This window comes from Polynucleobacter sp. JS-Polo-80-F4 (assembly GCF_018881965.1).
GTDB lineage: Bacteria > Pseudomonadota > Gammaproteobacteria > Burkholderiales > Burkholderiaceae > Polynucleobacter.
Genome location: NZ_JACVPI010000001.1, coordinates 1520570 through 1545557, shown reverse-complemented (window position 1 = coordinate 1545557; position 24988 = coordinate 1520570). Strand labels below are relative to the sequence as shown.

20 protein-coding genes and 1 tRNA gene are annotated in these 24988 nt (G+C 46.5%); 5 read left to right on the top strand and 16 right to left on the bottom strand.

The genetic code is table 11. The annotated features are described in order from the left end of the window. Window positions 1-33 precede the first annotated feature (33 nt). The 10 genes from xth to hrpA all read right to left on the bottom strand — a co-directional run bounded on the left by xth (window position 34) and on the right by hrpA (window position 13770). Complete coding sequence (gene xth, locus ICN20_RS07950) at window positions 34-882, bottom strand: exodeoxyribonuclease III (protein WP_216239368.1); 849 nt, start codon at window positions 880-882, stop codon at window positions 34-36. Further along, entirely contained in the window at window positions 875-2326 is a 1452-nt protein-coding gene (gene ntrC, locus ICN20_RS07945) for a nitrogen regulation protein NR(I) (RefSeq protein ID WP_216239367.1), read from the bottom strand. The genes xth and ntrC overlap by 8 nt, the downstream gene beginning before the upstream one ends. Beyond that, window positions 2323-3444, bottom strand: coding sequence for a nitrogen regulation protein NR(II) (gene glnL, locus ICN20_RS07940; protein WP_370624561.1), 1122 nt, complete (start codon window positions 3442-3444; stop codon window positions 2323-2325). Before glnL ends, ntrC begins: the two co-directional genes overlap by 4 nt. Window positions 3445-3470: 26 nt before the next feature. After that, on the bottom strand, window positions 3471-4886 hold the full coding sequence (gene glnA, locus ICN20_RS07935; RefSeq protein WP_216239365.1) for a type I glutamate--ammonia ligase: 1416 nt from the start codon (window positions 4884-4886) through the stop codon (window positions 3471-3473). Between the two features lie 205 nt (window positions 4887-5091). Further along, window positions 5092-5910, bottom strand: a complete 819-nt coding sequence (locus ICN20_RS07930; protein WP_216240384.1) for a molybdopterin-binding protein — start codon at window positions 5908-5910, stop codon at window positions 5092-5094. 37 nt (window positions 5911-5947) lie between these two features. Beyond that, window positions 5948-6817, bottom strand: a complete 870-nt coding sequence (locus ICN20_RS07925; protein WP_216239363.1) for an EI24 domain-containing protein — start codon at window positions 6815-6817, stop codon at window positions 5948-5950. Window positions 6818-6846: 29 nt separating this feature from the next. Beyond that, the gene (locus ICN20_RS07920; protein WP_216239361.1) at window positions 6847-7818 is read right to left on the bottom strand and encodes a sterol desaturase family protein; all 972 of its coding nucleotides are present in this window, start codon (window positions 7816-7818) and stop codon (window positions 6847-6849) included. Window positions 7819-7821: 3 nt separating this feature from the next. Then, the gene (locus ICN20_RS07915; protein WP_216239359.1) at window positions 7822-8622 is read right to left on the bottom strand and encodes a polysaccharide deacetylase family protein; all 801 of its coding nucleotides are present in this window, start codon (window positions 8620-8622) and stop codon (window positions 7822-7824) included. Between the two features lie 8 nt (window positions 8623-8630). Then, window positions 8631-9668 (bottom strand): cytochrome D1 domain-containing protein, encoded by a 1038-nt coding sequence (locus tag ICN20_RS07910; protein WP_255534692.1) that lies wholly within the window; start codon window positions 9666-9668, stop codon window positions 8631-8633. 70 nt (window positions 9669-9738) lie between these two features. After that, on the bottom strand, window positions 9739-13770 hold the full coding sequence (gene hrpA / locus ICN20_RS07905; protein ID WP_216860200.1) for an ATP-dependent RNA helicase HrpA: 4032 nt from the start codon (window positions 13768-13770) through the stop codon (window positions 9739-9741). Between the two features lie 53 nt (window positions 13771-13823). Here hrpA and argA point away from each other — a divergent pair, with 53 nt between their 5' ends. Further along, window positions 13824-15188, top strand: coding sequence for an amino-acid N-acetyltransferase (argA, locus tag ICN20_RS07900; protein WP_216239357.1), 1365 nt, complete (start codon window positions 13824-13826; stop codon window positions 15186-15188). A gap of 41 nt (window positions 15189-15229) precedes the next feature. Further along, a complete protein-coding gene (locus ICN20_RS07895) occupies window positions 15230-15502 on the top strand; it encodes an oxidative damage protection protein (RefSeq protein WP_046330271.1) in 273 nt (90 codons plus the stop codon). A gap of 235 nt (window positions 15503-15737) precedes the next feature. Here the strand turns inward: ICN20_RS07895 and rpiA are convergent, their stop codons facing one another. Next, the gene (gene rpiA / locus ICN20_RS07890; RefSeq protein WP_216239355.1) at window positions 15738-16448 is read right to left on the bottom strand and encodes a ribose-5-phosphate isomerase RpiA; all 711 of its coding nucleotides are present in this window, start codon (window positions 16446-16448) and stop codon (window positions 15738-15740) included. A 93-nt stretch (window positions 16449-16541) separates the two neighbouring features. Between rpiA and tal the strand changes: the two genes are divergently transcribed. Beyond that, the gene (tal, locus tag ICN20_RS07885; RefSeq protein ID WP_216239353.1) at window positions 16542-17519 is read left to right on the top strand and encodes a transaldolase; all 978 of its coding nucleotides are present in this window, start codon (window positions 16542-16544) and stop codon (window positions 17517-17519) included. Between the two features lie 23 nt (window positions 17520-17542). Here tal and ICN20_RS07880 read toward each other — a convergent pair whose 3' ends face one another. The 3 genes from ICN20_RS07880 to rnr are packed head-to-tail and all read right to left on the bottom strand — an operon-like array spanning window position 17543 to window position 20960. Continuing rightward, a complete protein-coding gene (locus tag ICN20_RS07880) occupies window positions 17543-17728 on the bottom strand; it encodes a DUF2892 domain-containing protein (RefSeq protein WP_216239347.1) in 186 nt (61 codons plus the stop codon). 15 nt (window positions 17729-17743) lie between these two features. Further along, entirely contained in the window at window positions 17744-18511 is a 768-nt protein-coding gene (gene rlmB / locus ICN20_RS07875; RefSeq protein ID WP_216239346.1) for a 23S rRNA (guanosine(2251)-2'-O)-methyltransferase RlmB, read from the bottom strand. A gap of 58 nt (window positions 18512-18569) precedes the next feature. After that, complete coding sequence (rnr, locus tag ICN20_RS07870; RefSeq protein WP_216239343.1) at window positions 18570-20960, bottom strand: ribonuclease R; 2391 nt, start codon at window positions 20958-20960, stop codon at window positions 18570-18572. A gap of 155 nt (window positions 20961-21115) precedes the next feature. Here rnr and ICN20_RS07865 point away from each other — a divergent pair. Next, window positions 21116-21202: transfer RNA gene (locus tag ICN20_RS07865), tRNA-Leu, on the top strand. A 123-nt stretch (window positions 21203-21325) separates the two neighbouring features. On the opposite strand, the gene ICN20_RS07860 is transcribed toward ICN20_RS07865, so the two are convergent. After that, a complete protein-coding gene (locus ICN20_RS07860) occupies window positions 21326-23026 on the bottom strand; it encodes an amidohydrolase (protein WP_216239336.1) in 1701 nt (566 codons plus the stop codon). 140 nt (window positions 23027-23166) lie between these two features. Here ICN20_RS07860 and ICN20_RS07855 point away from each other — a divergent pair, with 140 nt between their 5' ends. Next, entirely contained in the window at window positions 23167-24489 is a 1323-nt protein-coding gene (locus ICN20_RS07855) for an APC family permease (protein WP_216239335.1), read from the top strand. Here ICN20_RS07855 and ICN20_RS07850 read toward each other — a convergent pair. Beyond that, the gene (locus tag ICN20_RS07850; RefSeq protein ID WP_216239333.1) at window positions 24475-24975 is read right to left on the bottom strand and encodes a hypothetical protein; all 501 of its coding nucleotides are present in this window, start codon (window positions 24973-24975) and stop codon (window positions 24475-24477) included. The two genes, ICN20_RS07855 and ICN20_RS07850, sit on opposite strands and share 15 nt — an antisense overlap. Window positions 24976-24988: the final 13 nt, after the last annotated feature.

The following is a 24988-nucleotide window of genomic DNA, read 5'->3' as shown; positions in this document are numbered from 1 at the left end:
ATGCCGGGCCAATGCAAGGCTGGAGCTGCCGTATTAAGACTTTTTGATCTGGGCAATCACTGGAGCATGGTCAGATGGCTGCTCCCAGGTTCTAGGCTCCTTATCCACCATGCTGGCGGAGCATTGCTCTTTGAGAGTCTCACTCAGCAAGATATGGTCAATACGCATTCCGGCGTTCCTTCTAAAACCCATCATGCGGTAGTCCCACCAACTAAAGGTTTTGGGTGCCTGTTCAAACATTCTGAAAGAATCCGTAAACCCAAGCTTAATGAGCTCTTGAAACGCATCACGCTCTGGTGGAGAAACCAAATTCTGCCCTTCCCACGCTTTAGGGTCATGGACATCCTCATCCGCTGGAGCAATATTGAAATCCCCCAAGAGCGCCAATCGCTGGTTCTGTTGAAGCTCATCTGTTAGCCAAGCTTGTAATGCGCTCAACCAGCCCAGTTTATATTGGAACTTATCGCTGTCAGGCGATTGCCCATTGGGAAAATAGGCCGACACCAGTCGCATTGGTTGCGTACCGGCAAAACACACTGTCGCAGCAAGAATACGCTGCTGCTCATCTAGGTAGTTTGGAATATTTCTGATGGGCTTGAGAAACGCCGTCTCGATATCAGAAGAAATTGGTGCTAGCGCTGCTTTGCGCAATATGATCGCAACACCGTTATAAGTCTTTTGCCCAGCAGCCAAACTTAAATAACCAGCATCCTCGAGTTCCTTATGGGGATACTTATCATCCGTGAGCTTTAACTCTTGCAAACAAAGCGCATCAATTGGCTGTTTCTTTTTTTCCTGATCTTGCAGCCAACGCAAGACTTGTGGAAGGCGAACTTTTAAAGAGTTCACGTTCCACGCCGCTATTCGAACAAAATCAGTCATCAATACCTAACTCTTGCAGCTTACGGGTGATCGTATTACGCCCAATGCCAAGGCGTTGTGCAGCCTCCACCCTTCTACCCCTTGTCACCTCAAGCGCCGCTTGTAGCACTGCTTTTTCAAAGCGTGCAGTCAAAGCATCAAAAACCTCTTTATCGCCATCCTGCAACATCTTGACAGCAAGACGCCCTAGTCCACCCTCCCAATCACCTACAGCCACCTTAGTAGCAACGGGATTGCTTGGAGAAGACTCACCATGAATAACGATAGGTTGCTCGCTTGCTTCTGCAACGATGTCAGCTGGAAGATCACTTACGCCAATCACATTTGCAGACGTCATCACCGTTAACCAGTGACATAAGTTCTCTAATTGACGAACGTTTCCTGAAAATGGCATTGCGCTCATTTCTTTTAAAACTTCATCCGACAATTTTTTAGGCTCAACACCCAATGATTTAGCGCAGCTCAACATGAAATGTCTTGCCAACATCGGAATATCCTCACTACGCTCACGCAATGAAGGCATACGCAAACGAATGACATTCAAGCGATGCAATAAATCTTCGCGGAAGAATCCAGCTGCCACTCTGGCATCCAGATTTTGATGTGTTGAGGCAATAATGCGAACGTTTGCCTTGATCGGATCTTGACCGCCGATGCGATAAAAATGCCCATCAGTCAAAACGCGAAGTAAACGGGTTTGCAGATCAAATGGTAGATCGCCTACCTCACCTAGAAATAGAGTACCACCATCAGCTTGCTCAAAGCGACCACGACGTAAGGTTTGGGCTCCCGGGAAAGCGCCACGCTCATGGCCAAATAATTCAGACTCTAATAAGTCCTTTGGTACAGCGGAAGTGCTTAGAGAAACAAATGGGCCCTTTGCGCACGGACTGTGCTTGTGCAGCGCATGCGCAACCATCTCTTTGCCGGTACCAGACTCGCCAGTAATAAGTACTGTGGCGTTAGATTGAGCCAGGCGACCAATGGCGCGGAAGATTTCCTGCATTGCTGGTGCTTGACCAATAATCTCGGTGGCATCTTGCCTCCAAGCGCTGAGATCTTTTGCTCCAGAGTCATTGCGAATGCCCTGCTCTACCGCACGACGAATCAACTCAATCGCTTTTTCTACATCAAAAGGTTTTGTGAGGTACTCAAAGGCGCCGCCCTGGAAGGAAGAGACCGCAGAATCTAAATCGGAGTAGGCCGTCATGATGATGACTGGCAAATTCGGGTGGCTCGCCTTCACATGCTGTAACAGATCCAATCCATTGCCACGTGGCATGCGAATATCGGAAATCAAAACCTGTGGAGATTCTTTTTCCAAAGCATTCAGTACGTCATTTGGGTTTGAGAAGCTCCTATGCGGAATATTCTCACGCGCCAATGCTTTTTCTAAGACCCAACGAATGGATTGATCATCGTCGACGATCCAAATTGGTTTCATGATGCTTTCTCCTGCCTACGGTATGGAATTTGAATATGAAAATCGGTACGTCCAGGTCGACTATTGCAAGCAATAAAGCCCTGGTGCTGCTGAACAAAGGTTTGCGCTAAGGTTAGACCAAGCCCACTGCCGCCTTCTCTGCCGGAAACTAACGGGAAGAAGATGCGCTCAATAATTTCTTCTGGAATGCCGGGGCCGTTATCAATCACATGCAGATCCATTGCCAACTTATAGCGATGCTTTGCAATGGTGACTGAGCGCGCGACGCGGGTTTTCAACTCAATTTGCGCAACACCGCTATTAATTTCTTCGCTAAGCGCTTGTGCTGCGTTATGAACAATATTTAAGGTTGCTTGAATCAACTGCTCACGATCCCCCAACACATCTGGAAGACTCGTGTCGTAGTTACGAATAATTCGCAGACCTTTTGGAAACTCGGCCAAGACTAGACTGCGCACACGCTCTAAGGCTTCATGCACATTGAAGGACTCCATCACATGTGCCTTACGATGTGGCGCCAAGAGGCGATCCACTAAAGTCTGGAGGCGATCAGATTCCTTAATAATGACTTGGGTATATTCACGTAGACCCTTATCAGGCAATTCAAACTCGAGCAACTGAGCTGCCCCACGAATACCGCCCAATGGATTTTTAATCTCATGCGCTAAATTGCGCATCAATTGCTTGTTTGCCTCAACTTGCTGCGTCACGCGTTCATCGCGCTCACTTCGCAACTGTTGATCAATAGGAAACCACTCCATCATGATGAGGTTGGGATCTTCTAGGGCTGCTACCACTACGTGCGCAGGAATGGAATCTTGATGAATGCTTCCTGGCAGTGAATGCAACATCATTTCTTGGCGTTGCGCGAGGACATGCCCTAACTTCACCTCAGAAATCATGTCATTTAATGCAACGTTATCGCCAAACAAATTGTGCACAGCCTGACCCTCAAGCGATTTACGCGAGAGATCCAGCGCTGACTCAGCAGCTGGGTTCACGTACACCAATTGTTGGTTCTCGGCCTCAAATACCACGATGGCATTGGGCATCTGATCAAGCAATGTCGGAAAAAAAGGAGCAGCCGAAGCTGCTCCCTTGAACGAATTGCGCAACAGACCTGCGCTCAAGTTCTCTCCTTCGCTTACAGGGAGTAGTACATATCAAATTCGATAGGATGAGTAGTCATACGGAAACGTGTGACATCTTCCATCTTCAAATTGATATATGCATCAATCATGGACTCAGTGAATACACCACCGCGAGTCAAGAACTCGTGATCTTTCTTCAATGCATCCAACGCCTCTTCCAAGCTTGCGCAAACGGTTGGGATCTTTGCATCTTCTTCTGGTGGCAAGTCATACAAGTTCTTGTCAGCAGCTTCGCCTGGATGAATCTTGTTCTGAACACCATCCAAACCAGCCATCATCAATGCTGAGAAGCAGAGGTATGGGTTAGCCAATGGATCTGGGAAACGAGTTTCAATACGACGACCCTTAGGATTTGGAACGTGTGGAATACGAATAGAAGCAGAACGGTTACGTGCTGAGTAAGCCAACTTCACCGGAGCCTCAAAACCTGGAACCAAACGCTTGTATGAGTTTGTGCCTGGGTTAGTAATCGCATTCAATGCTTTAGCGTGCTTGATGATGCCGCCGATGTAGAACAATGCAAACTCTGACAAACCTGCATAGCCGTTACCAGCAAACAAGTTCTCACCGTTTTTCCAAATAGATTGGTGAACGTGCATACCAGAACCGTTATCGCCAACTACAGGCTTAGGCATAAATGTAGCTGTCTTGCCGTATGCATGAGCTACGTTTTGAACAACGTACTTCTGCCAGATAGTCCAGTCAGCGCGTTGTACCAATGTGCTGAACTTAGTACCCAATTCGTTTTGGCCTTGACCAGCAACTTCATGGTGATGCACTTCAACTGGAATACCTAATGACTCAAGAATCAAACACATTTCAGAACGCATATCCTGGAATGTATCTACTGGAGCAACTGGGAAGTAACCGCCTTTTTTACCTGGACGGTGGCCAGTGTTGCCGCCTTCGATTTCTGCGCCTGAAGACCATGGAGCCTCTTCAGAATCAATCTTCACGAAACAACCCTGCATGTCAGCGCCCCAACGAACGCCATCAAAAATAAAGAACTCTGGCTCTGGACCAAAGTAAGCAGCATCACCTAAGCCAGTGCTCTTCAAATAGGCTTCAGCGCGCTTAGCGATAGAACGTGGATCGCGATCGTAACCTTTGCCATCAGCTGGCTCGATAACGTCACATGTCAGAACCAAAGTTGGCTCTTCATAGAATGGATCGATGTAGGCAGCTGTTGGATCTGGTCTAAGCAACATGTCAGAAGCTTCAATACCCTTCCAACCAGCAATAGAAGAACCGTCAAATGCATGACCGCTCTCAAATTTGTCTTCGTCAAAAGCAGAGATAGGAACTGTCGTGTGCTGTTCTTTACCCTTTGTATCCACAAAGCGGAAATCAACGAAAGTACATTCTTTCTCTTTAACTAACTTCATCACATCAGCGACGGTCTTCGTCATGCAAATCTCCTCTATTAACTAAATTCGGAATCAAAACTTAAGGCATACACCCTTGTTTATTCCAGGCATCAAACATGCCTAATGGATGTATGTAATTTACTGAAGCAAACAAATGGGAACGCTCATTATTGCACTGTTTAAGTGCCCAAATACCCCTCGTATAAGCTCAAATAACCCTATTTGCACCTTTTTAGTGCAAATAGGGTTAGCTTATGTCGTGGATTTCATAGCCCAACTCTTGGGTGCCCGCTCTGAGGGCAATCCAAGCGCTTTCTAGAAGGTTGGCATTCCCTTTAATACCCAATTCAATATGACGCTGAGCGTACACACCACCCCTTGCGGCATCACCTACTGACGGGAGACTAAAGACCTTCACGCCAGGAAAATTGGCTTCTATACGCTCCATTAAGGGCGTCAAAGTCGACTCAATACCCTTTGGCACGATAAAACTCTGCTCAGCCCAGTTCTCTTGATGAAATAGGTCTTTGTAATAAGTATCTAGGCACCATGCCATCATCGGCGCAGCCATTACAGGGAAGCCAGGCACAAAGTGATGCTCTTGAATTCGAAAGCCAGGTATTTGGTTGTAAGGATTGGGAATAATTTCACTGCCAATCGGAAACTCCCCCATCTTGAAGCGATGTTGATTCTCGGGAGTATTTAAATCCGCCTTAATGGGGTCACCCTCTGCCATCGACTGAATGCGTCCCGCAATCAATTCTTGAGCCGTTGGATGCAATTGCGTTTTAGTGCCCAGTGCAAGCGCTGCACATTGACGCGTGTGATCGTCTGGGGTTGCACCAATACCACCGGTACTAAACACAACATCCCCACTCGCAAAACTTTCTTTTAAGGTAGCGGTAATTTGCGCAGGATCATCGGCAACATATTTAGCCCAAGACAGACTGAGCCCGCGTTCATTGAGAAGCTCAATCAGCTTACTCATGTGCTTGTCTTGGCGGCGCCCTGACAAGATCTCATCACCAATCACAATTAAACCAAAGCGCCTAGCCGCAGTCGGCATGTCTACTGGCTTGTCTATTTCAACTTTTTTAATTGCATCAACCATGGTAAGGAAGTTCCATATCAACAACACGTGATTGCACTGTGAGCGCTTGATCTAATTCTTCTTCCCTCAACTGCTTGAGAGCATCTAACAAAAAATAACTAAACCATAGGGCTGCAAACACGAAAATCAAAGAATAAATCCAGAGCGCGATAAAACTCACAATCGGAAATAAAACTAAGGCTAAAGCAGAGGTTGCCCAAAAGAAGGTAGGTACTGCGCCCAACATTCCCGAAGCAATCCCCATGCAGAGTAAAGGCCAGCGATATTTTTCAAGCAGGAGATCGCGTTCTTCAGTGCTGGCATGTTTAGCAAGAACATCATAGGACATGAGACGCATAGTTAACCAACCCCAGAGGAGCGGAGGTAATACAGCTACTAATGGTGGAACCCACCAGACGGGTAAGGTCAACATGACTAAAGCCAAACAAATCAGTGCAGACCACAAGGTGTAAACCAAGCTGCCAAAGAAGCCGCCGCCTCGCTTACATTCCAGATCATGAAACTGCGACTGCCTAGCAGCAATCTTCACAATCGAAGGCACTGTTGAAAAAGCAACGAACACCAGCAAACTGATTGTGATCAAAGGAATAATCAACATCACAAAAAATAGTGGCGCAATCCATGCTCTGGCATTTTCAAAGCCCGCCCAAATGAGACCCTCCTGTATCCAGCTGGTAAAGATAGAAGTCGTCAGAAAAACGCTCAAGGCCTCAAGCGCTGGCGTCCAAGTAAGCCAAATGAGGCAACCCCATAAAACCGAGACGATTAAAAATGGTCTTAAGCTCAGCCACAACATTCGTGGATGCATGGTCCCAACCAAGGCCATTCCAAATGATTTAAATACTTGCGGTAATCCGACCATACAACTCCTATTGCCTGCAGACTTGCTGTCTACTTAGGCTTGAATTCTTTAACGGCACGCACCAATCCCTGCCATTGCTGAGTGAGGATATTTTGTGAAACTGTTAAATTCCTTACTCCCGTAGGATAGACCTCTTTAGGAAAGATGGCGGTTCTAAAAACCATATCCCACCACGGAAACAAAATACCAAAATTACAGCCGCCTAAAACTCCAGGTTTGCCCTTGGCCTCATGACCGTAACCGACTGCATGGTGCATGCGATGAAACATCGGAGAAATCAGTAAATATTTAGCAGACCCTAGGTGGACCTTAATATTGGCATGCTGCCAACTTTGAATAAATTGACTGAGCGCTATCAGCATAATGAATTGGCCAGGAGACACGCCAAATAACAACGCAAAGAAGGCCATGAAGGTGGCACGCATGATGTCATCGATGATGTGATTGCGATTATCAGACCAAGCGGTCATGACAGTTTGACTGTGATGCAAAGAGTGCAGCTGCCACCACCAGTTAAACGTATGCGAGGCACGATGGTATAGATAGTCAACAAAGTCCAATAGCACCAAGTAAATCAAGAAGCTAACGACTGGGATTGAACTCACTCCAGGCCACCAAGACTCTACGTTTAATCGGTCAAACCGAAAGTCATGCAAGATCGAATCAATCTCAAAGAAGAATCCAGACAGGGCAATAAAGATGATTCCATGAAAAATCCCTAATCGATGAAACAGGGTATAGAAAACGTCTGCTCTACTCGTTTTTGCAAAGCGCTCTTGCGATTCTGCTGGAGCCAATCGCTCCCATGTTCTCAATACAACAATGATTAAGAAAATTTGAATGCAGCCAAACAAAAACCAATCAATGCCATCAAATACATCCTCAGCCCAAGCCATTAAATCCAATTGATACAGAATTGGACCTACTACATTGGAAAAAATGAATTCTTGAACGCCTGCATAGGCGTTAGTCATGAATGAGGTAAAGATGCCGAAGTCCATGCCTTATTTTGATGGATTTACAGAATTTTTGGGCAACAGCCCAAAGCAAAACCCCCGCCCCTTGAGATTCACAATCAGCTGCTCCAAAACAGCTGGCGCCCAAGGGTCTTTTCTTGACCAAATCCCTAGGTGGGCCATGGTGATGTCGCCATCCTTTAGGTCTCTCGACGCTTTATCTAGAAGACTGGTATTGGGGTGCTTATCCGAATTCAATTCATCCCCCAGGAAGCCAGCAGGAGCCCAGCCAATGTGCTGATAGCCACACATATCGCCCATCCGAATCAAAGTAGGCGAAGTTTTACCGCCGGGAGCGCGCCAAATCTTTTGAATGGGATGGTCGGTGAGTTCTTGAAAGCGCTGATCCACCCGACGGATCTCCTTACACATCGCTGCTTCGTTATACAAAATGGACATGCCTGCTTTAGGACCAAACTGAGGTCTCTCAAAGACCTCACCCTTAGGGCCATCTTTTATAAAATAAGTATGGTCATAGGTGTGGCTGCCAAAGTGATGACCTTCTTTAACGCGTTCCTGCCAATACGCTTTCCAAGAATCATCTAAAGAAAAATCACCACGAAAGGTTTTCTCATTGGCCAGAAAAAAAGTTGCCTTCACATTTTGGCGTTTCAGAATCTCTGCAACTTTTTCTGCTACCGACATATTGCCAGTATCAAAGGTGAGGTAAATCTTCTTGCTGCATTCTGCTTGAGCAATAGCGCCTAATGAAAAACAGCCGAGCAATAGCACGGCTGCGGTACGGATGAATGCGATACGAATAAATGCGTTGGGACTGATGAGCTTCATAGTGATGCTTATTCCCACCCAGCCCTCGGGGTAAAGAACACGCCATGAGGAGATTTACCTACGGGAATGACTGTTACCAACTTCATCGTTGGAATATCAATCACCCCTACCTTCTTGGAAAAGCGGAAAGTCACCCACAAGGTTTTACCGTCAGGTGTGATTTCCATATCATCAGGGCCCGCCGGCAGTCCGGTGACATCGCCAACCTTCTCGAGGGTTTGCATATTCAGCAAGCTAATCGTGGAAGCAATACGGTTACTCACGAATACATGCTTTTTATCACCCAAAGGGCGGAAATTATGGGCGCCCTTACCTGTAGGGATACGCTTTACTTCCTTACGCGTTTTCCAATCGATCACCTGAACATAATCGTCGCCGGTAATACCAACCAAGAGATATTGATCTCCAGGCGTCATCCACAAACCAGCAGGAACTTTTCCTGTAGGCATGGTCCACAATACGTTTTGGGTTTCTAGATCAATTGCGGCAAGCTCATTGGAATCCTGCAAAGTGATGAATGCAGTTTTGCTGTCAGATGTGAAAGCAATATGACTTGGCGTCTTGGCTAGCTTCACCGTCTTAGCCAATTTGAGATTAGCGCCATCAGCAGCATAGATATCTACGCGATCTAGGCGATTACCATTTGCTACAAACCATTTATGGTTTGGTGAGTAACCAATTTGGTAGGGATCAATAATGTTGGGGATCTTGCCAGTCAACTCGCCAGTCGTTGGATTCATCAAAACAACATCATTGCCCGCTGCATTGGCAATTAAGAGTGTTTTTTGATCAGGCGTAATCATCAAGTGATGAGGTTCCTTGCCAACGGGAACTGTTTTAATCACCTCACGAGTATTCATATCAATGAGGCTTACAGATGCAGATCCAGAATTCAGAATGACAGCCAGCTTCGGTTGATTGGTAGAGGTTGCAGACGCAGCGGCATTGCTAGGCTGAGCCAAAGAATATTGATTGGCTAACAGCAGACCCATTAAAGCGGAGGTCGCAAGAATGCGAAAACCTCTAATCTTGATAAATTTGTGCATACCTCCATTGTAAGCAATTGAGGAGACTTAATAGTCCTCCAAATCTAATTGATATGGCTGTGGATTTGACTTAGCGCAAGCTTGCCAAAACCTTTTCAAGGCGCTTTAAGGACATAGGGGTGGTCGTTTTAAGCTCCTGGGCATATAAAGCAACCCGCAACTCTTCCAACTGCCAACGGAAATCCACTAAAGCTGGATCTTCAGCCATCGCGTAGGAGGCCGACCCTTTATTGCCCTGGACCAGCTTTTGCCATGGACGCGCCACCGACTCCCAATCCTTTTGACATTGAGCATCACGGCTGGGGTTGGAGCGTAATTTATCGATCCGCATTGCAATCGCTTTTAAGTAGCGAGGCACATGAACCAATTGGGCGTATGGTATTTCAGCAACGAACTTCGGAAATATCAGACCCTGCATCTGTGTCTGAATATCGGTATAGGCGGCCGGTGAAGCGGCTTTTGCACTAACTACTTTTTTCTGCAGATCCGCATGGGCTTGTAATGCATTTAAGGCATGGCGAGAGATTTCTTGGGCGATCAGTGCCAATCTCGGCTTTCCTGCATGTAAACGCTCTGCAAATTGCTCAGCATTGACTGGCAGTGGCTCACCCATAAATGCACGCTCAAGAGCGATATTAAGAATCTGCTCTATCAATCCCTCTACTGAGCCCACATTGATAAATAGCAAACCTAATTCGCGGATACCTGGCAGCTGTTTTTGTAATGCTTTGAGCGTATCTTTATTGCTCAAGGCAAATAAGCGACGTAATCCTAAGGCATGCTGTTTACGGGCTTCTTCTAAATCATCAAATACCTCAAGATCGCAATAGTCAACGCGATCCACTAAAGCAGGATATCCAAATAAGGTTTTATTGCCCTTTTGGATTTCTAAAGTTTCTGGTAGCTCACCAAACTCCCAAGCGCGGTAACCGCCCTGCTCAACCTTTCGAGTCGCTTCAGAATGACTAGCGTTGGGCTTTGATTCACCTACCGGTGGCTCTAAACCCAACTCGATATGCGCAGTCTCCTGAGCAATTGCTTGGAAGGCATTTCGGGCCGTCTGCCCATACTCGGAACGTAAGCGAGCTAAGTTGCGCTCTACCTCAAGCTGACGCCCATGCTCATCAATCAAACGGAAGTTCATCGATGAATGCAAAGGTAAGGCCTCAGGTCTGAAATCCGTGCGTTTAATTTCAAGGCCACGCTCCTTACGAATATCACCAATCAGGCTATCCAAAAAGTCACCAATGCCAAACTGCTTTTCATCTAGCCTGCGCTCGAGGAAGGATTTTGCATAATCTGGCAATGGCACACAATGACGTCTGAGTTTTTGTGGCAATGATTTGAGAAGTAAGAGCACCTTCTCCTCGCACATTCCAGGAACGAGCCATTCGCAACGGCGTCCGTCCACTTGATTCAGTTGAGTCAAAGGAACAACTAGAGTTACTCCATCTTTCGGACTACCGGGTTCGAAGTGATAGGTCAGACTCAGCTGCGCACCACCGACCAACATGGTTTTTGGGTAGCGATCTACGGTAATGCCAGCCGCCTCATGGCGCATCAAATCTGCTTTTTCTAAGCGAAGTTGGCCATCCAGATCTTTGTCCTTGGCTTTATCTTTCGCTAGCCATGCCTTGAGACTTTCTCGACTACGCACTTCCTTGGGAAGGCGAGACTCATAAAAAGCAAAAAGCAAATCATCGTCTACCAATACATCCGGTCGACGTGAGCGATGCTCTAAGGCTTCGATTTCTTTAATTAGGCGGCGGTTATGCCAAAAGAATCCAAATACATTAGGGTATTTCTTTTTAGCATCGGTTTCTGTTTCGCGTTGAAGCACAGGTGTATCCATGCGCCCAAACATTTCCTCCTGAACCAAAGCTTGGCGAATAAATAGTTCCCTTGTTTCATCGGGATTATGTGGTTCATAGCGAACCCTGCGACCATGATAGATCGGCAAGCCATACAAAGTGCCTCGCTCAAATGCCATAACCTCACCTTGGCGGTTATCCCAAAACGGGTCACTTAAAGACTTGATCAAGCGGTGTGCGGCGACGCGCTCAACCCATTGCGGCTCGATCTTAGCGATCGTTCTAGCATACATGCGGTTGGTTTCTTGTAATTCGCCCGCCAAAATCCAAGCGCCTGCTTTTTTGCCGATAGTAGAGCCCGGCCAGATGAATGGACGAATGCCGCGCGCCCCAACGTAACCACCTGTTTTGCTATTGCGATCTTGGGATTTTTCATCCTCTTCTTTTTTGGCTACATATCCGAGTAGGCCCGTTAATAAAGAGAGGTGAACTTCTTCATAGGTTGCGGCTATGCCATTTTCTTTCCAACCCTTTTCGCCGAGCATGGTATGTAATTGGCCATGCACATCACGCCATTCTCGCAAACGACGCGGTGACAGAAATTTACTCTTACATAGATTTTCGAGCTGACGATTGCTGCTCTTATGCTTTAAAGCATCTTGATACCAATTCCAGAGCTTTACAAAGCTGAGGAACTCAGAGCGCTCGTCCGCAAACTGCAGATGCGCTTGATCAGCTGCAGCAGCTTGATCCATAGGTCGATCACGCGGATCTTGTGTGGCCAAAGCGGAAGCAATGATGGTGACTTCTTTTAAAGCATTCTGCTCTTTAGCTGCTAGCAACATTCTGCCTATGCGTGGATCCAGGGGTAAGTCTGCTAGTTGCTTGCCAGTCGCAGTGAGTTTGAAGCTGTTGTTGATGTCCTTGCCAATATCCTTAGAACCCGCTGGCTCCGATTCATCAAATTCAATAGCGCCTAACTCGTCAAGTAGTTGCACACCATCCGCAATCGCTCTACCCAAGGGCTTATCAATGAAGGGGAAATGCTGGATCTTAGGCAAACGCAAGGAACTCATGCGCAATAACACGGCAGCTAATGAACTGCGGAGGATTTCTGGATCAGTAAATTTGGGGCGACCTTGATAATCTTGCTCGCTATACAAGCGCACGCAGATACCGTCCGATACACGGCCGCAACGCCCAGCCCTTTGATTGGCAGCCGCTTGGGAGATAGGCTCAATCTGAAGCTGCTCTACCTTATTACGATAGGAGTAGCGTTTAACTCTCGCTAAGCCACTATCAATGACGTATCGAATGTTGGGAACGGTTAACGATGTCTCTGCAACGTTGGTTGTCAAAATAATACGTCGCCCATTGCCTGGGCTAAATACTCTCTCCTGCTCAGCTACTGATTGACGTGCAAATAAACTGAGGATCTCCGGATGAAAACGTTGCTGCAGGACATGGTCCTTGCGTAACGCTTCAGCGCAATCACGTATCTCTCGCTCCCCCGGCAAAAAAACCAATACATCACCGGCACCACCAGCGCCTTCACGCCATAGACTCGCAATCTCTTCGGTGACCGCATCTGGAATTTCTTTTGCAGTTTTGGATTCTTTTTTACCATCGGGCTTTGCGTCTGGCTCTAGCGGTGAGTAACGCTGTTCTACCGGAAACAATCTGCCACTCACCTCGATTACCGGGGCAATCTTGCCGTTGATCGCAAAGTGCTCAGCAAATCGCTGGGCATCAATCGTTGCTGACGTGATGATCAGCTTGAGGTCTGGTCGCTTGGGAAGTAGTTGTCTGAGATACCCCAATAAGAAATCAATATTGAGACTTCGTTCGTGCGCTTCATCAATGATGAGCGTGTCATAGGCACGTAACTGAGGATCGCGCTGAGTTTCTGCCAGAAGAATGCCGTCTGTCATTAGCTTGATAGAAGCGGTATGGCTAGTCTTGTCAGCAAAGCGAACTTGGTAACCCACATCTTGACCAATGGGTGAGCCCAACTCCTGGGCAATTCTCTTGGCGGTGGCAGTTGCTGCAATCCGGCGAGGCTGCGTGTGACCGATCAGCTTGCCACCATTAATCGTGCCTCGCCCCAGATCCAGGCAGATCTTCGGCAGCTGGGTAGTCTTACCTGATCCCGTCTCTCCACACACAATCACCACCTGGTGGCTCTGCAAGGCATCCTTGATCAACTGACGCTGACCTGAGACCGGTAATTCCTCCGGAAACCGAATTTCCAGCCTACGTGGGGTGTTGGAAGCAGGCACAGGCTGTGACATTGCTTTGGGTTTTTGTTGGTTTATAGGCTCTTGCACCCTATAATTTTCTCACTATGCCAACAAATGCACCGAACCAGGCCTTAATGGCCGCAGAAACGACCTCCAACTTCCCTTTCGTAGGGTGGTTGCGCGATGTTGCGCCCTACATTCATAGCTTCCGCGAGAAGACCTTTGTGATTGCGTTTGCAGGTGAACTAGTCCAAGAAATCGGTCTTGAGAACCTAATTGAAGATATCGCCATGCTCCATGCGATGGGTATGCGTATTGTTCTGGTTCATGGTATCCGCCCACAGATTGAAGAGCAACTGATGCTCCGGAATATCAAAAGCAAGTTTGGTAAGAGCGCCCTACACAGCTATCGGATTACCGATGCAGCTGCGCTAGAGTGCGTTAAAGAAGCTGCTGGTGAATTGCGTCTCGATATTGAGGCGGCATTTAGCCGTGGCTTACCAAATACACCAATGGCTGGCTCACGCATTTCTGTGATCTCTGGCAACTTTATTACCGCAATGCCTGTAGGTGTTGTAGAGGGTACCGATTACATTCATACTGGATTAGTACGTAAGGTTGACTCTAGCTCCATTAGGCAGTCTTTAGATAGCAACAAGATTGTGTTGTTGTCGCCTTTAGGCTTCTCACCAACAGGTCAAGCATTTAATCTGGCATACGAAGATGTAGCTGCATCTACTGCTGCAGCTCTAAAAGCAGATAAGCTGATCTTCTTAAGTCCGTATGCAGGTTTAAAAGATACTGAGGGTGATTTCATTACCGAACTCTCCATGCCGCAACTGCATGAATATGTGTCGCAGAACAAAGATATGGATCAGGGTATGAAGAGCCTACTGAATATCTCTGGTAGAGCTATACGTGCGGGCGTGAGCCGCGTTCACTTCCTGCCATGTAATCAAGATGGCGCACTCCTAGAAGAGCTCTTTACCCATGATGGTATTGGCATGATGCTTGCCTCATCCGATATTGAGAACCTACGGGAAGCCAATCAAGATGACGTTGGTGGCATCTTGCAATTGACTATGCCACTAGAGGATGAAGGTATCTTGGCAGCGCGTGGTCAAGACGTGATTGAGCGTGATATTCAGCGCTTTTCAGTCATTGAGCATGACCGTGTTCTCTTTGGTTGTGCTGCCCTCTTCCCATTTCCAAATGGCGTTGGTGAATTAGCCTGTCTTGCTGTGGATCCAGATGTTCAAGGATCTGGCGATGGTGAGCGTCTATTGAAGCGTGTTGAAATGCGCGCTAAACAAGAAGGCATTAAAAAATTATTTGTGCTTACTACTAGAACCGAGCATTGGTTCTTAAAGCGTGGCTTTAAACGAGCATCAGTAGATGATCTGCCAGAAGAAAGAAAGCAAATTTATAACTGGGATCGCAAGTCCATGGTTTTAACTAAAGATCTATAAGCAATCCAAGCAACTTAAGAATTACTAGAAAGGTATTACAGATGGCACGCATGGTTCAATGTATCAAACTCAATAAAGAAGCTGAGGGAATGGATTTTGCCCCGCTTCCGGGCGAGCTAGGTAAAAAGGTTTGGAATCAGGTTTCTAAAGAGGCTTGGGCGGCTTGGTTAAAACACCAAACGATGTTGATTAATGAAAACCGCCTCAATATGGCAGACCCCCGCGCACGTCAGTACCTCTTAAAGCAGGTAGAAAAGTACTTCTTTGAGGGTGGAGCTGACATGGCGCAAGGTTATGTGCCTCCAGCAGAATAAATATTCATTAGCTTTTAATTAATTATTGATTTGGGGTGTTGACACCGCCAAAGATAAGCGTAGGATGAAGTTGTGGTGAGGCAGTTATAGTGCTTCGCTACATTGGCGAAAGCCACTTCAAATAAGTACATCTATGTACTTATAGGCTAAGGAACTAAATACCTTCCGAGAGCCTGCGCCATGCATACCATGGCAGACAAACCCGATGGGCATACCCCGTCGGGTTTTTTAATATCTAAAGTGCAATTCTCTCAACGCCTGCAGAATTGCTAACCAACAAAATATTGGCTTTCTCTTTTGCGAACAGACCGACGGTAATCACTCCAGCGATTTGATTGATTTGCACTTCCATCTTTAAGGGATCAGCAATCTTCAAACCCGCTACATCCAAGATCCAGCCACCGTTATCGGTTACAAAGGGCTCGCTTGGCGTTTGATTGAGATCAGCTCTTGTACTCTTTGCTAAACGCAGACTGACCTTGCCACCTAATTTTTCTAACTCACGACTAACTACGCCCTGTGAGAGTGGAATGATCTCTACTGGCAATGCAAAGTTGCCCAGCACCGGCACTTGCTTGGATGAATCACAGATACATATAAATTGCTTAGCCATGGAGGCGATAATTTTTTCTCGTGTAAGCGCCCCGCCGCCGCCCTTAATCATATGGCCCAAAGGATCAATTTCATCAGCGCCGTCTACGTATGCAGGAAGTCCTTGCACATCGTTTGGGTCTAGCACTTTAAATCCATGCTTCAGTAATCGTTCGGTAGTCGCATTAGAGCTTGATACCGTGCCCACAAAATGATCTTTAAACGGAGCAAGCGCATCAATAAAGCAGTTTGCAGTCGAGCCTGTGCCAATACCCAAAACCTGCCCGGCAGGCAGCTTAAGTACTTCGTCTCTAGCTGCTTCGCCCACCATTTGCTTTAATTGATCTTGATTCATATAGCTATCAAATGCCTTTACTGGAACTGAGTAATTAATCCATCTATCATATGATATCTATCAGAAAACTACCCTAGAGCAGCGAGCAAGCCCATGAATAGCACCCCTTCGTCACTAAGCCAACTGGAACAACTGAAGAAACTCACCACGGTTGTGGCCGATACGGGCGATTTTGAGCGTATGCAGGCGTTTCAGCCGCAAGATGCGACTACCAACCCCTCCTTGATCCTAAAGGCTGCCCAGCAAAGCAATTACCAGGATTTGGTGAACTCAGTTAAAGCAGCTCACCCAGGTATGAGTCCCACTGAATTGGTAGATTACATCTTGGTTGCCTTTGGCTTAGAGATTCTGAAGATTGTTCCGGGACGTGTTTCTACCGAGGTAGATGCCAGACTATCTTTCGATACCAAAGGTACCGTAACTAAGGCCAAGCATTTAATTGCTTTATATGAATCTCATGGTATTGATCGCAAGCGCATTTTGATTAAGCTGGCAGGCACATGGGAAGGTATTGCTGCCGCAAAAGAATTAGAGGCGCAAGGGATTCATTGCAATATGACTCTGCTCTTCTCTTTAATTCAGGCAGCAGCATGTGGCGCAGCTAGCGCAAAACTCATTTCGCCATTTGTGGGTCGAATTACCGATTGGAATAAAGCCAAGTTAGGCGCTAACTGGAGTGATAGTGCTAATGGTGGAGCAAATGATCCTGGCGTGACCTCAGTAAAGAGAATTTTTCACTACTACAAGTACTTTGGCATCTCTACTGAAATCATGGGGGCCAGCTTTCGCAATACCAGCCAGATCCTAGAGCTCGCTGGTTGTGACCTTTTGACCATCAGTCCAGAGCTATTGGCTGAACTTCAAAGCAGCAATGCGGCTGTTGAGAAAAAACTGAATACTGCTAATGCGCAAACAGCTTTACAGGCTGAAGGTATTACGCCGCTAAAACTAGATGAATCTAGTTTCCGCCTGCAATTGAACAATGATGCTATGGCAACAGAGAAATTGGCTGAAGGGATTCGGAACTTCTGCGTGGATACAGAGAAATTGGAAGTGCTACTGGCTCAGTGATTAAGCAGTAGCATTCCTTTCAACTACTTCTTGGCAGTATTAATACCCAGTATTGAATAAGCTGGGCAATTGCCGATCATTCCTGTTAATAATGGAATGATGCCGATCCAAGCCCAAGGGCCTGTAATACCAAAGCCAGCAAGACCCATCAGCGTGATCCCGACAGTCATTCGTAAAACGCGATCAGTGTGTCCGATATTGCATTTCATATGAAGCTCCTTGTTTTACTTGGCAGCTTTTTCTTTCTCTTTAGCTAGGCGCTGTCTTAATGCCTCATATAAGCATACGCCACTTGCAACGGATACATTCAAACTTGAGACAGCACCTTGCATTGGGATCCGGACGAGCTCATCACAGGTTTCTTTTGTTAGGCGGCGCATACCCTCGCCTTCAGCACCCATCACAATCGCAATCGGGCCTGTGAGGTCGAGATCATAGATTGATTTGGTGGCTTCGTCATCGGTACCGATGAGCCAAACACCAGCTTCTTGCATCTCTTTCATACTACGTACGAGGTTGGTAACCGTAATGACTGGAATCACCTCTGATGCACCGCTAGACACTTTACTAACAGTGGCATTAATAGATGCTGAGCGATCTTTAGGAACCACTACGGCATCTACGCCAGAACCATCCGCTACACGTAGACAAGCACCAAAGTTATGGGGATCAGTAATACCATCTAACACTAGGAACAATGGCTTCTTCTGAGCACTCTCGGCATCTTCAACCACTTCAGTAATAGTGCGTGCAACGGTCATTTTTTCAGCTAAGGCAACAACACCTTGGTGACGATCATGGCCTGTCAGCTTATGCAAACGCTCAGCATCAGCGGCATGTAAACGCTCACCTAAAATCTCTTCGGCTTGTTTTAAGAAATCCCCCATACGTCTATCACGACGACCAGAGTCAAAGTACACAGACTTCAAGCTATCTGGATCTACTCGTAAACGCGCTTGCACTGCATGAAAACCTACTAGTATTTGCTTCATTTGGTTTGCTTCATCTTATTTTTTGAACTTACTTTTTTGTTATTTTTCTAATTAATCTTTATTTACGGCGTGCTTTAGTGCTGCGTACTGGGGGCTTACTACCTGCCGGCTTGCCAACAGACCTACCCGGGTTGGCAGACTTGCCGTTCTTACTATTTTTACTGGCTTTACTCTTTGATTGGTTAGCCCCTAGAGTTCCTGCGGATTTGGCTGCATTGACATTGATACCACTGGGCTTTTGCGGAACCCTATTATCAGAGCGACCCCTTTGAGGAGCTGCCTTTTTATTAGGCCTGCCCGTATCGGTTGCTAAGATTAGCTGACGACGGTTGGAAGAGCCGCCAGGCTCTGCGCCAACGGATTTAACAAGGCTAAATTCAATCTTGCGTGCATCTAAGTCAACACGACTGACCAATACATGCACTCGATCACCTAAGCGATAGCGAATACCGGTGCGCTCTCCACGCAACTCTTGACGTGCTTCGTCATACTGGAAGTAATCTCCGCCAAGCTCAGTGACGTGCACCATGCCCTCAACGAATAGATTCTCCAATTGAATAAATAAGCCAAAGTTAGCAACGCCTGTGACTGTACCAGCGTATTCTTGACCTAAATGATCACGCATGTAGTAACACTTCAACCAGGCTTCTACATCACGAGATGCTTCATCAGCACGTCGCTCATTAGATGAGCAATGAACACCTAACTGACCCCAGATTGGCAATGCGGCATTAGCACCCTTAGGTGGCTTAGTGCCTTTGGCTGCCCCTGCTTTGGCATCACTTTGGGATTTCTTGGCATTGACTGCATTCTCTCGACCTTTGCCTTTACGCGGCAAGGTCAGATTGAGCGGTACCTTCGGTGGCAATACAGGTACGTATGGTTTTTTCTGGAGAATCGATTTAATCACGCGATGCGTCAGCAAATCTGGATAACGGCGAATCGGGCTCGTGAAATGAGAATACGCTGGGTAAGCTAAACCAAAGTGACCTTCGTTATCCGGCTGGTACATCGCCTGCTGCATAGAGCGCAATACTACCGACTGCAACATATTGGCATCAGGTCGCTCTTTAATTTCACGCATCAACTTAGCGTAATCACGTGGCTTTGGCTTCTCGCCACCGCCCAATGACAAGCCTGAAGTTCTCAGTACTTGGCGCAAAGTCACCAACTTCTCTTCTGACGGCTCACCGTGAACACGATACAGGCTAAGGTGCTTATTTTTCTCAATAAAGTCAGCAGCGCAAACGTTCGCCGTGAGCATGCACTCTTCAATTAAGCGATGGGCATCATTACGAAGACGTGGCTCAATGCGCAAAATCTTACCAAGCTCATTACTAATGATTTGAGTTTCGGTTGTTTCAAACTCAATGGCGCCCCGCTTCTCACGAGCAGCCAACAGAATCTTATAAAGTGAATACAGGTTACCCAACAACGGACGGAACTGTGCAAAACGCGTTGCTTCTGGACCTTTGCTATTCGAGAGAATCTCCCAAACAGTATCGTAAGTAAAGCGTTGTGCTGAATGCATTACCGCTGGATAAAACTGGTAAGCCAAAACAATACCGTTGTTATCGACAACCGAGTCGCACACCATACACAGACGATCTACGCCTGGATTAAGTGAGCAAAGACCATTGGAGATCTTTTCAGGAAGCATCGGAATAACGCGTCTTGGGAAATACACAGAAGTCGCGCGCAACAAACCTTCGTCATCCAATGGCTGACCTGGCTTCACATAGTGAGATACGTCAGCAATTGCCACTATCAAGCGCCAGGCCTTAGTCTGGCCGTACATGACGGGCTCACAATAAACCGCATCATCAAAGTCACGTGCATCAGCACCATCAATAGTAACTAATGGTACGTCACGAAGGTCAACACGACCCTCCAGATCGGACTGCTGCACTGTATCTGGCAATGCAGCCGCCTCTTTCATGGCAGCGGCAGAAAACTCATGTGGCACGCCGTACTTGCGCACAGCAATTTCTATTTCCATACCAGGATCATCAATCTCACCTAAGACTTCAACTACTCGACCAACTGCTTGGCGATAGCTATCTGGGTAATCAATAATCTCCACACTCACTACTTGGCCTAACTTTGCTTGCCCTTGACCTTTAGGCGGAATTAAGATGTCATGACCAATGCGCTTATCTTCAGGCGCAACAATCAAAACACCGTTTTCATTTAATAGGCGCCCGATCACTACCTTATTGGCGTGCAGAACCACCTCGACAATTTGCCCCTCTGGACGACCACGTCGATCTGTTCCCAATACTCTGACGTTGACCCTGTCACCATGCATGACACGTGACATTTCTCTTTCTGATAAAAAGATATCCTCACCACCGTCATCGGGAATAACAAATCCAAATCCATCTCGATGCCCTTGAACTGTCCCTAAGCGGTCAGCCTCACGTGGCATCAAGTCTTTTGCTTTACGCATTTAATTCCTTCGGCAATACATGCCCTGTATATATCTAGTGATATCTATTTTTGTTATGAATAAGGCTACTGTATCAAACCACCAAGTCTGAAGGGAAAAAGCCAAAATGGGGTTCAAAATGCCTAAAAACGCCCATCCCCCTATAATAGAGGCATGCCCAGGTGGCGAAATTGGTAGACGCACCAGCTTCAGGTGCTGGCGATCGTAAGGTTGTGGGGGTTCGAGTCCCTTCCTGGGCACCAAATACACCTACAAAGACCTATATGGGGTCTGTAGCTCTCATTTTCAATAGGCTGATGCTCCAGCCCCCAAAGAAAAACCGCCCGAAGGCGGCTTAAAGATCTGAAACTACCAGCAAAAGATCTTTAGTTTTTCTTATATACCTGCTGACCATTTACCCAGGTTTCGTTGACTTGAATATCTCTGATCTTATAGGCATCTGTTTTCATAGGATTTTGATCAACGATGGCGAAGTCAGCGTACTTGCCAGCCTCAATAGACCCAATCTTGTCATCCATCTTCACCTGATATGCAGCATCTATAGTGACCGCTTTTAAAGCATCATTAACGGATACCTTTTCATTGGCATTTAATACCTTTTGCGGCGCTACTTGCCAAAGCCTCGAGGCACCCTCAGAAGCGTACTTCAATGGGTGGATCGGAGAAACTGGAGAGTCGCTATGGTACGCAAAATGCATGCCATTCTTAATCAAGCTAGCGCTTGGGTCAATACGATTAGCTCTCTCAGGTCCAAGTAAATGATCGTGAAATGCCTCACCCCAATAATCCGTATGACCAACAGTAAAGCCAGGAACAACGCCTAATTTTGCTGCTTTTGTAATCTGCGCCTCAGTGGGAACAGTGAAATGTTCAATCCTTAATCTAGTCTTAGCGTCACTTGGCTTGGTAACTAGCTTCTGAAAAACATTCAGAGTTTGCTCAATTGCTCTATCGCCATTGGAATGCACAGAGATTTGCCAACCCTGATCAAATCTCGGTTTAGCAAGATCATAGAGCTCTTGCTCAGTAAAGTTGAGGTTGCCTGTATTTTTAGTCCCCGCAGGATATGCATAGGGTTGAATCATTGCACCAGTGAGACCTTGATCGGATCCATCAGACACAATCTTGACGCCAATCAGCTTATAGATATCATCACCCTGACCTGGCTTATAGCTATTGTTAGTAAGTGGATATGCATTTGAATAGATATACCCCCTAACGCGAACAGGAAGCTTCCCGCCGTGAGTCATGTCGTTTAATAAAGCGTTTTCCTTATCAACGCCAAGGTAACCACCGAGAGAAATTTCTGCTGAAGTAGTAACGCCCTTGCGCACCATTCTCTGACCAACTTTTGCAACCGCTTGCTCAATTAAATCCTGGTTAGGTACAGGCATCTTTTTTAAGAACAAATAGAAAGATGGCACCTCATAAACTATGCCCGTTAAACGCCCCTTGCTATCTTTTAGCAATTTTCCGCCCTTAGGATCTGGAGTGGAGTCAGTAACCCCCGCCATCTCTAAAGCCTTATGGTTTACATAAGCAATATGCATACTTTGGTTCATGACAAAGATTGGCTTAGTTGTAGATACCTTGTCCAAGATATCGGCCGTCAACTCAGCCATAAATGGATCAGTCCTTGATGGGTCTACACCGAATGCAGTAACCCACTCTCCGTCTTTAACATTCTTACTATACGCTGTCAGCTTTGCAACCAAACTGTCTAAGGTGTCATGTGGCATCTCGAAGTTGGACATGTTTTGCCAAAGTTCTTCTGAGAATGCCGTACCAAAGATATGCACATGGGGCTCGACGAAACCAGGCATTAAAGTTTGACCATTTAGATTGATGAGCTTGGTATCTTTACCTTGTAAAGACTTTGTCTTTAACAAAGAGCCGACCTGAATAATCTTTCCACCCTGAATGGCTACAGCTTCTGCTACAGGTTGGGCTTTATTCATAGTGACAATATCGCCACCGTAAAAAATGACATCAGCGTTGCCAGCTGCAATAGCAGATTGAGCAGATAAGAATAAGGTTGCTAAGAGAATTCGATTTAAATGGCGCATGGTTTGACCTTGAAATTTATGGGTAAGCTCATTCTGAATTTTAACAGCGCCGAATGATTCTCCATTATGTCTAATGGCCCTCACTGAGCCTAAATAGCTTTAATATAGGGTACTCACTAATAAGTAAGCTTTCCGCAACCTTGACCAATCAATCAAACCCCTCCCTACTCAAAAAAGAGAGCAAGAAAGCCAAAGGCATTAGCCTGTTTTCTGCTACTGCCCTTGGCATTGGCGGAATGATGGGTGCTGGGTTATTTTCCCTTTTGGGCACTGCAAGCGCTCATGCCGGCTCACACATCCCCTTGGCGTTTTTACTGGGCGCAATTGCCGCCTCATTCTCGGTCTATTCATACGCCAAACTAGGCGCCACATTTCCCAGCAGCGGAGGTGCTGCTACGTTTACGGTAATGAGCTTTGGGCCTGGAGTGATTTCTGGTGGGCTTAATATATTTCAATACATTGGCTACCTGATTGCAGCAGCACTCTATGCCGCTGGGTTTTCCGAATACGCCAATACTTTGCTGGGTGGAAATTTATCTCCGCTTGAAATTAAGCTTGTAGGTGCCGGCATAGTTATTTTTTGTGCTGGTATTAATTTACTTGGCACCGATATTGTTGGCACAGCTGAAACGCTAGCCATTGGATTTGTGACACTTGCTCTTTTACTGTTTTCAGCTGGAGGCATTCATGTGGCTGATGTTGGTGCGTTCCAGATGTCGAGCTGGTCCATTAATGGAATAGCTATTGCTACCGGTATTTTGTATATCAATTACCAGGGCTTTGGGGTTGTAACTAATTCCTCTGATGCTATGCATGCGCCCCACAAAGAATTGCCAATCGCTATGTTCTCGGCACTGATTTTGGTAACGATTGCCTATGTACTTGTTAGTAGCGCAGTCATCCTACTATTTACCCCCGCCCAAATGGCGGTGTACAACGGTCATGTATTGGCTGATGCAGCCCAAATCGTAGCCGGCAAAACAGGCTTTATTGTGATTGGTGCATCTGCACTCCTAGCTTGTGCGGCCGCACTCAATGCCACCATCTTTGCCGCATCGAATATTGCAGCCGATATGACGCGCAAGAGCTCAGTTTCACAGGCCTTAGGTGATGAGGTCTTAAATACTGAGTTTCGTGCGCTAACCATATCAGCGATCTTGGTGATTGCTTTAGTACTAGCATTTCCATTGGATGTCGTTGGAAAAATGGCTAGCCTTGCCTTTTTATTGGTCTATGCTGCCATTACTTGGGGACATATTCGTGTGCGAAATCAAACAGGCGCAAAGCTATGGCCACTCTGGGCGGCAATCATCATTAATCTGGGCTTGTTTGCTACTTTATTTTTGAACGTGGTCGAAACAGCACCTAATAGCGCAATCGCTTTAGCGATTGCTTTAGTTGGATCTTTTGCTATTGAAGCAACTTCCCGTAAATTTCTCAGGAAGAAATTAAAGCCCCATTGAGCGGTGCAAGATTTTCGATTTCATTTCTAACCAGAGGCTTTCAAAATCCTCGACCTTCTCTTCAGATAACTGCACTGGCTCGAAGAGGCCGCCAAAAATGATAGAGCCCTTCTTTACTAGGGTCTTATCAAATTCACTCAGGCTAATCGGCTTATCGTCCATGTCCCTCGTCAGCTCTGCAGAGCAGACAATCGCATCCGTATCATCTCGGTCAATCACTGCAAACTCAATAAACTGCTGATTCTTTTCCACAATAACCAAAGTGCCGCGGGCATAGCAAACTGCCTCATGTGCTTGTACTATGTATGCAAGAAACTGATTCTTCTCGTCATCACTGCCCATAGGAAGATCATCAATAAAGAAAAGGTATTGATCGCCCTCTGCATTGACCAAGGTAAAGACCTTAGGAACAACGCCATGGCCCAAGGCTAAGTTACGGTAATAACTAGAAATTTCTACTGCAAGGTTTTCAGAAAATAAGTGCATTGCGATGTTATGG

Bases quoted from the DNA above. Each gene is read 5' to 3' on its own strand.
- xth (WP_216239368.1), bottom strand. From the start codon at position 882: ATGACTGATTTTGTTCGAATAGCGGCGTGGAACGTGAACTCTTTAAAA.
- ntrC (WP_216239367.1), bottom strand. From the start codon at position 2,326: ATGAAACCAATTTGGATCGTCGACGATGATCAATCCATTCGTTGGGTC.
- glnA (WP_216239365.1), bottom strand. From the start codon at position 4,886: ATGACGAAGACCGTCGCTGATGTGATGAAGTTAGTTAAAGAGAAAGAA.
- ICN20_RS07930 (WP_216240384.1), bottom strand. From the start codon at position 5,910: ATGCCGACTGCGGCTAGGCGCTTTGGTTTAATTGTGATTGGTGATGAG.
- ICN20_RS07925 (WP_216239363.1), bottom strand. From the start codon at position 6,817: ATGGTCGGATTACCGCAAGTATTTAAATCATTTGGAATGGCCTTGGTT.
- ICN20_RS07920 (WP_216239361.1), bottom strand. From the start codon at position 7,818: ATGGACTTCGGCATCTTTACCTCATTCATGACTAACGCCTATGCAGGC.
- ICN20_RS07915 (WP_216239359.1), bottom strand. From the start codon at position 8,622: ATGAAGCTCATCAGTCCCAACGCATTTATTCGTATCGCATTCATCCGT.
- ICN20_RS07910 (WP_255534692.1), bottom strand. From the start codon at position 9,668: ATGCACAAATTTATCAAGATTAGAGGTTTTCGCATTCTTGCGACCTCC.
- hrpA (WP_216860200.1), bottom strand. From the start codon at position 13,770: ATGTCACAGCCTGTGCCTGCTTCCAACACCCCACGTAGGCTGGAAATT.
- argA (WP_216239357.1), top strand. From the start codon at position 13,824: ATGCCAACAAATGCACCGAACCAGGCCTTAATGGCCGCAGAAACGACC.
- ICN20_RS07895 (WP_046330271.1), top strand. From the start codon at position 15,230: ATGGCACGCATGGTTCAATGTATCAAACTCAATAAAGAAGCTGAGGGA.
- rpiA (WP_216239355.1), bottom strand. From the start codon at position 16,448: ATGAATCAAGATCAATTAAAGCAAATGGTGGGCGAAGCAGCTAGAGAC.
- tal (WP_216239353.1), top strand. From the start codon at position 16,542: ATGAATAGCACCCCTTCGTCACTAAGCCAACTGGAACAACTGAAGAAA.
- ICN20_RS07880 (WP_216239347.1), bottom strand. From the start codon at position 17,728: ATGAAATGCAATATCGGACACACTGATCGCGTTTTACGAATGACTGTC.
- rlmB (WP_216239346.1), bottom strand. From the start codon at position 18,511: ATGAAGCAAATACTAGTAGGTTTTCATGCAGTGCAAGCGCGTTTACGA.
- rnr (WP_216239343.1), bottom strand. From the start codon at position 20,960: ATGCGTAAAGCAAAAGACTTGATGCCACGTGAGGCTGACCGCTTAGGG.
- ICN20_RS07860 (WP_216239336.1), bottom strand. From the start codon at position 23,026: ATGCGCCATTTAAATCGAATTCTCTTAGCAACCTTATTCTTATCTGCT.
- ICN20_RS07850 (WP_216239333.1), bottom strand. From the start codon at position 24,975: ATGCACTTATTTTCTGAAAACCTTGCAGTAGAAATTTCTAGTTATTAC.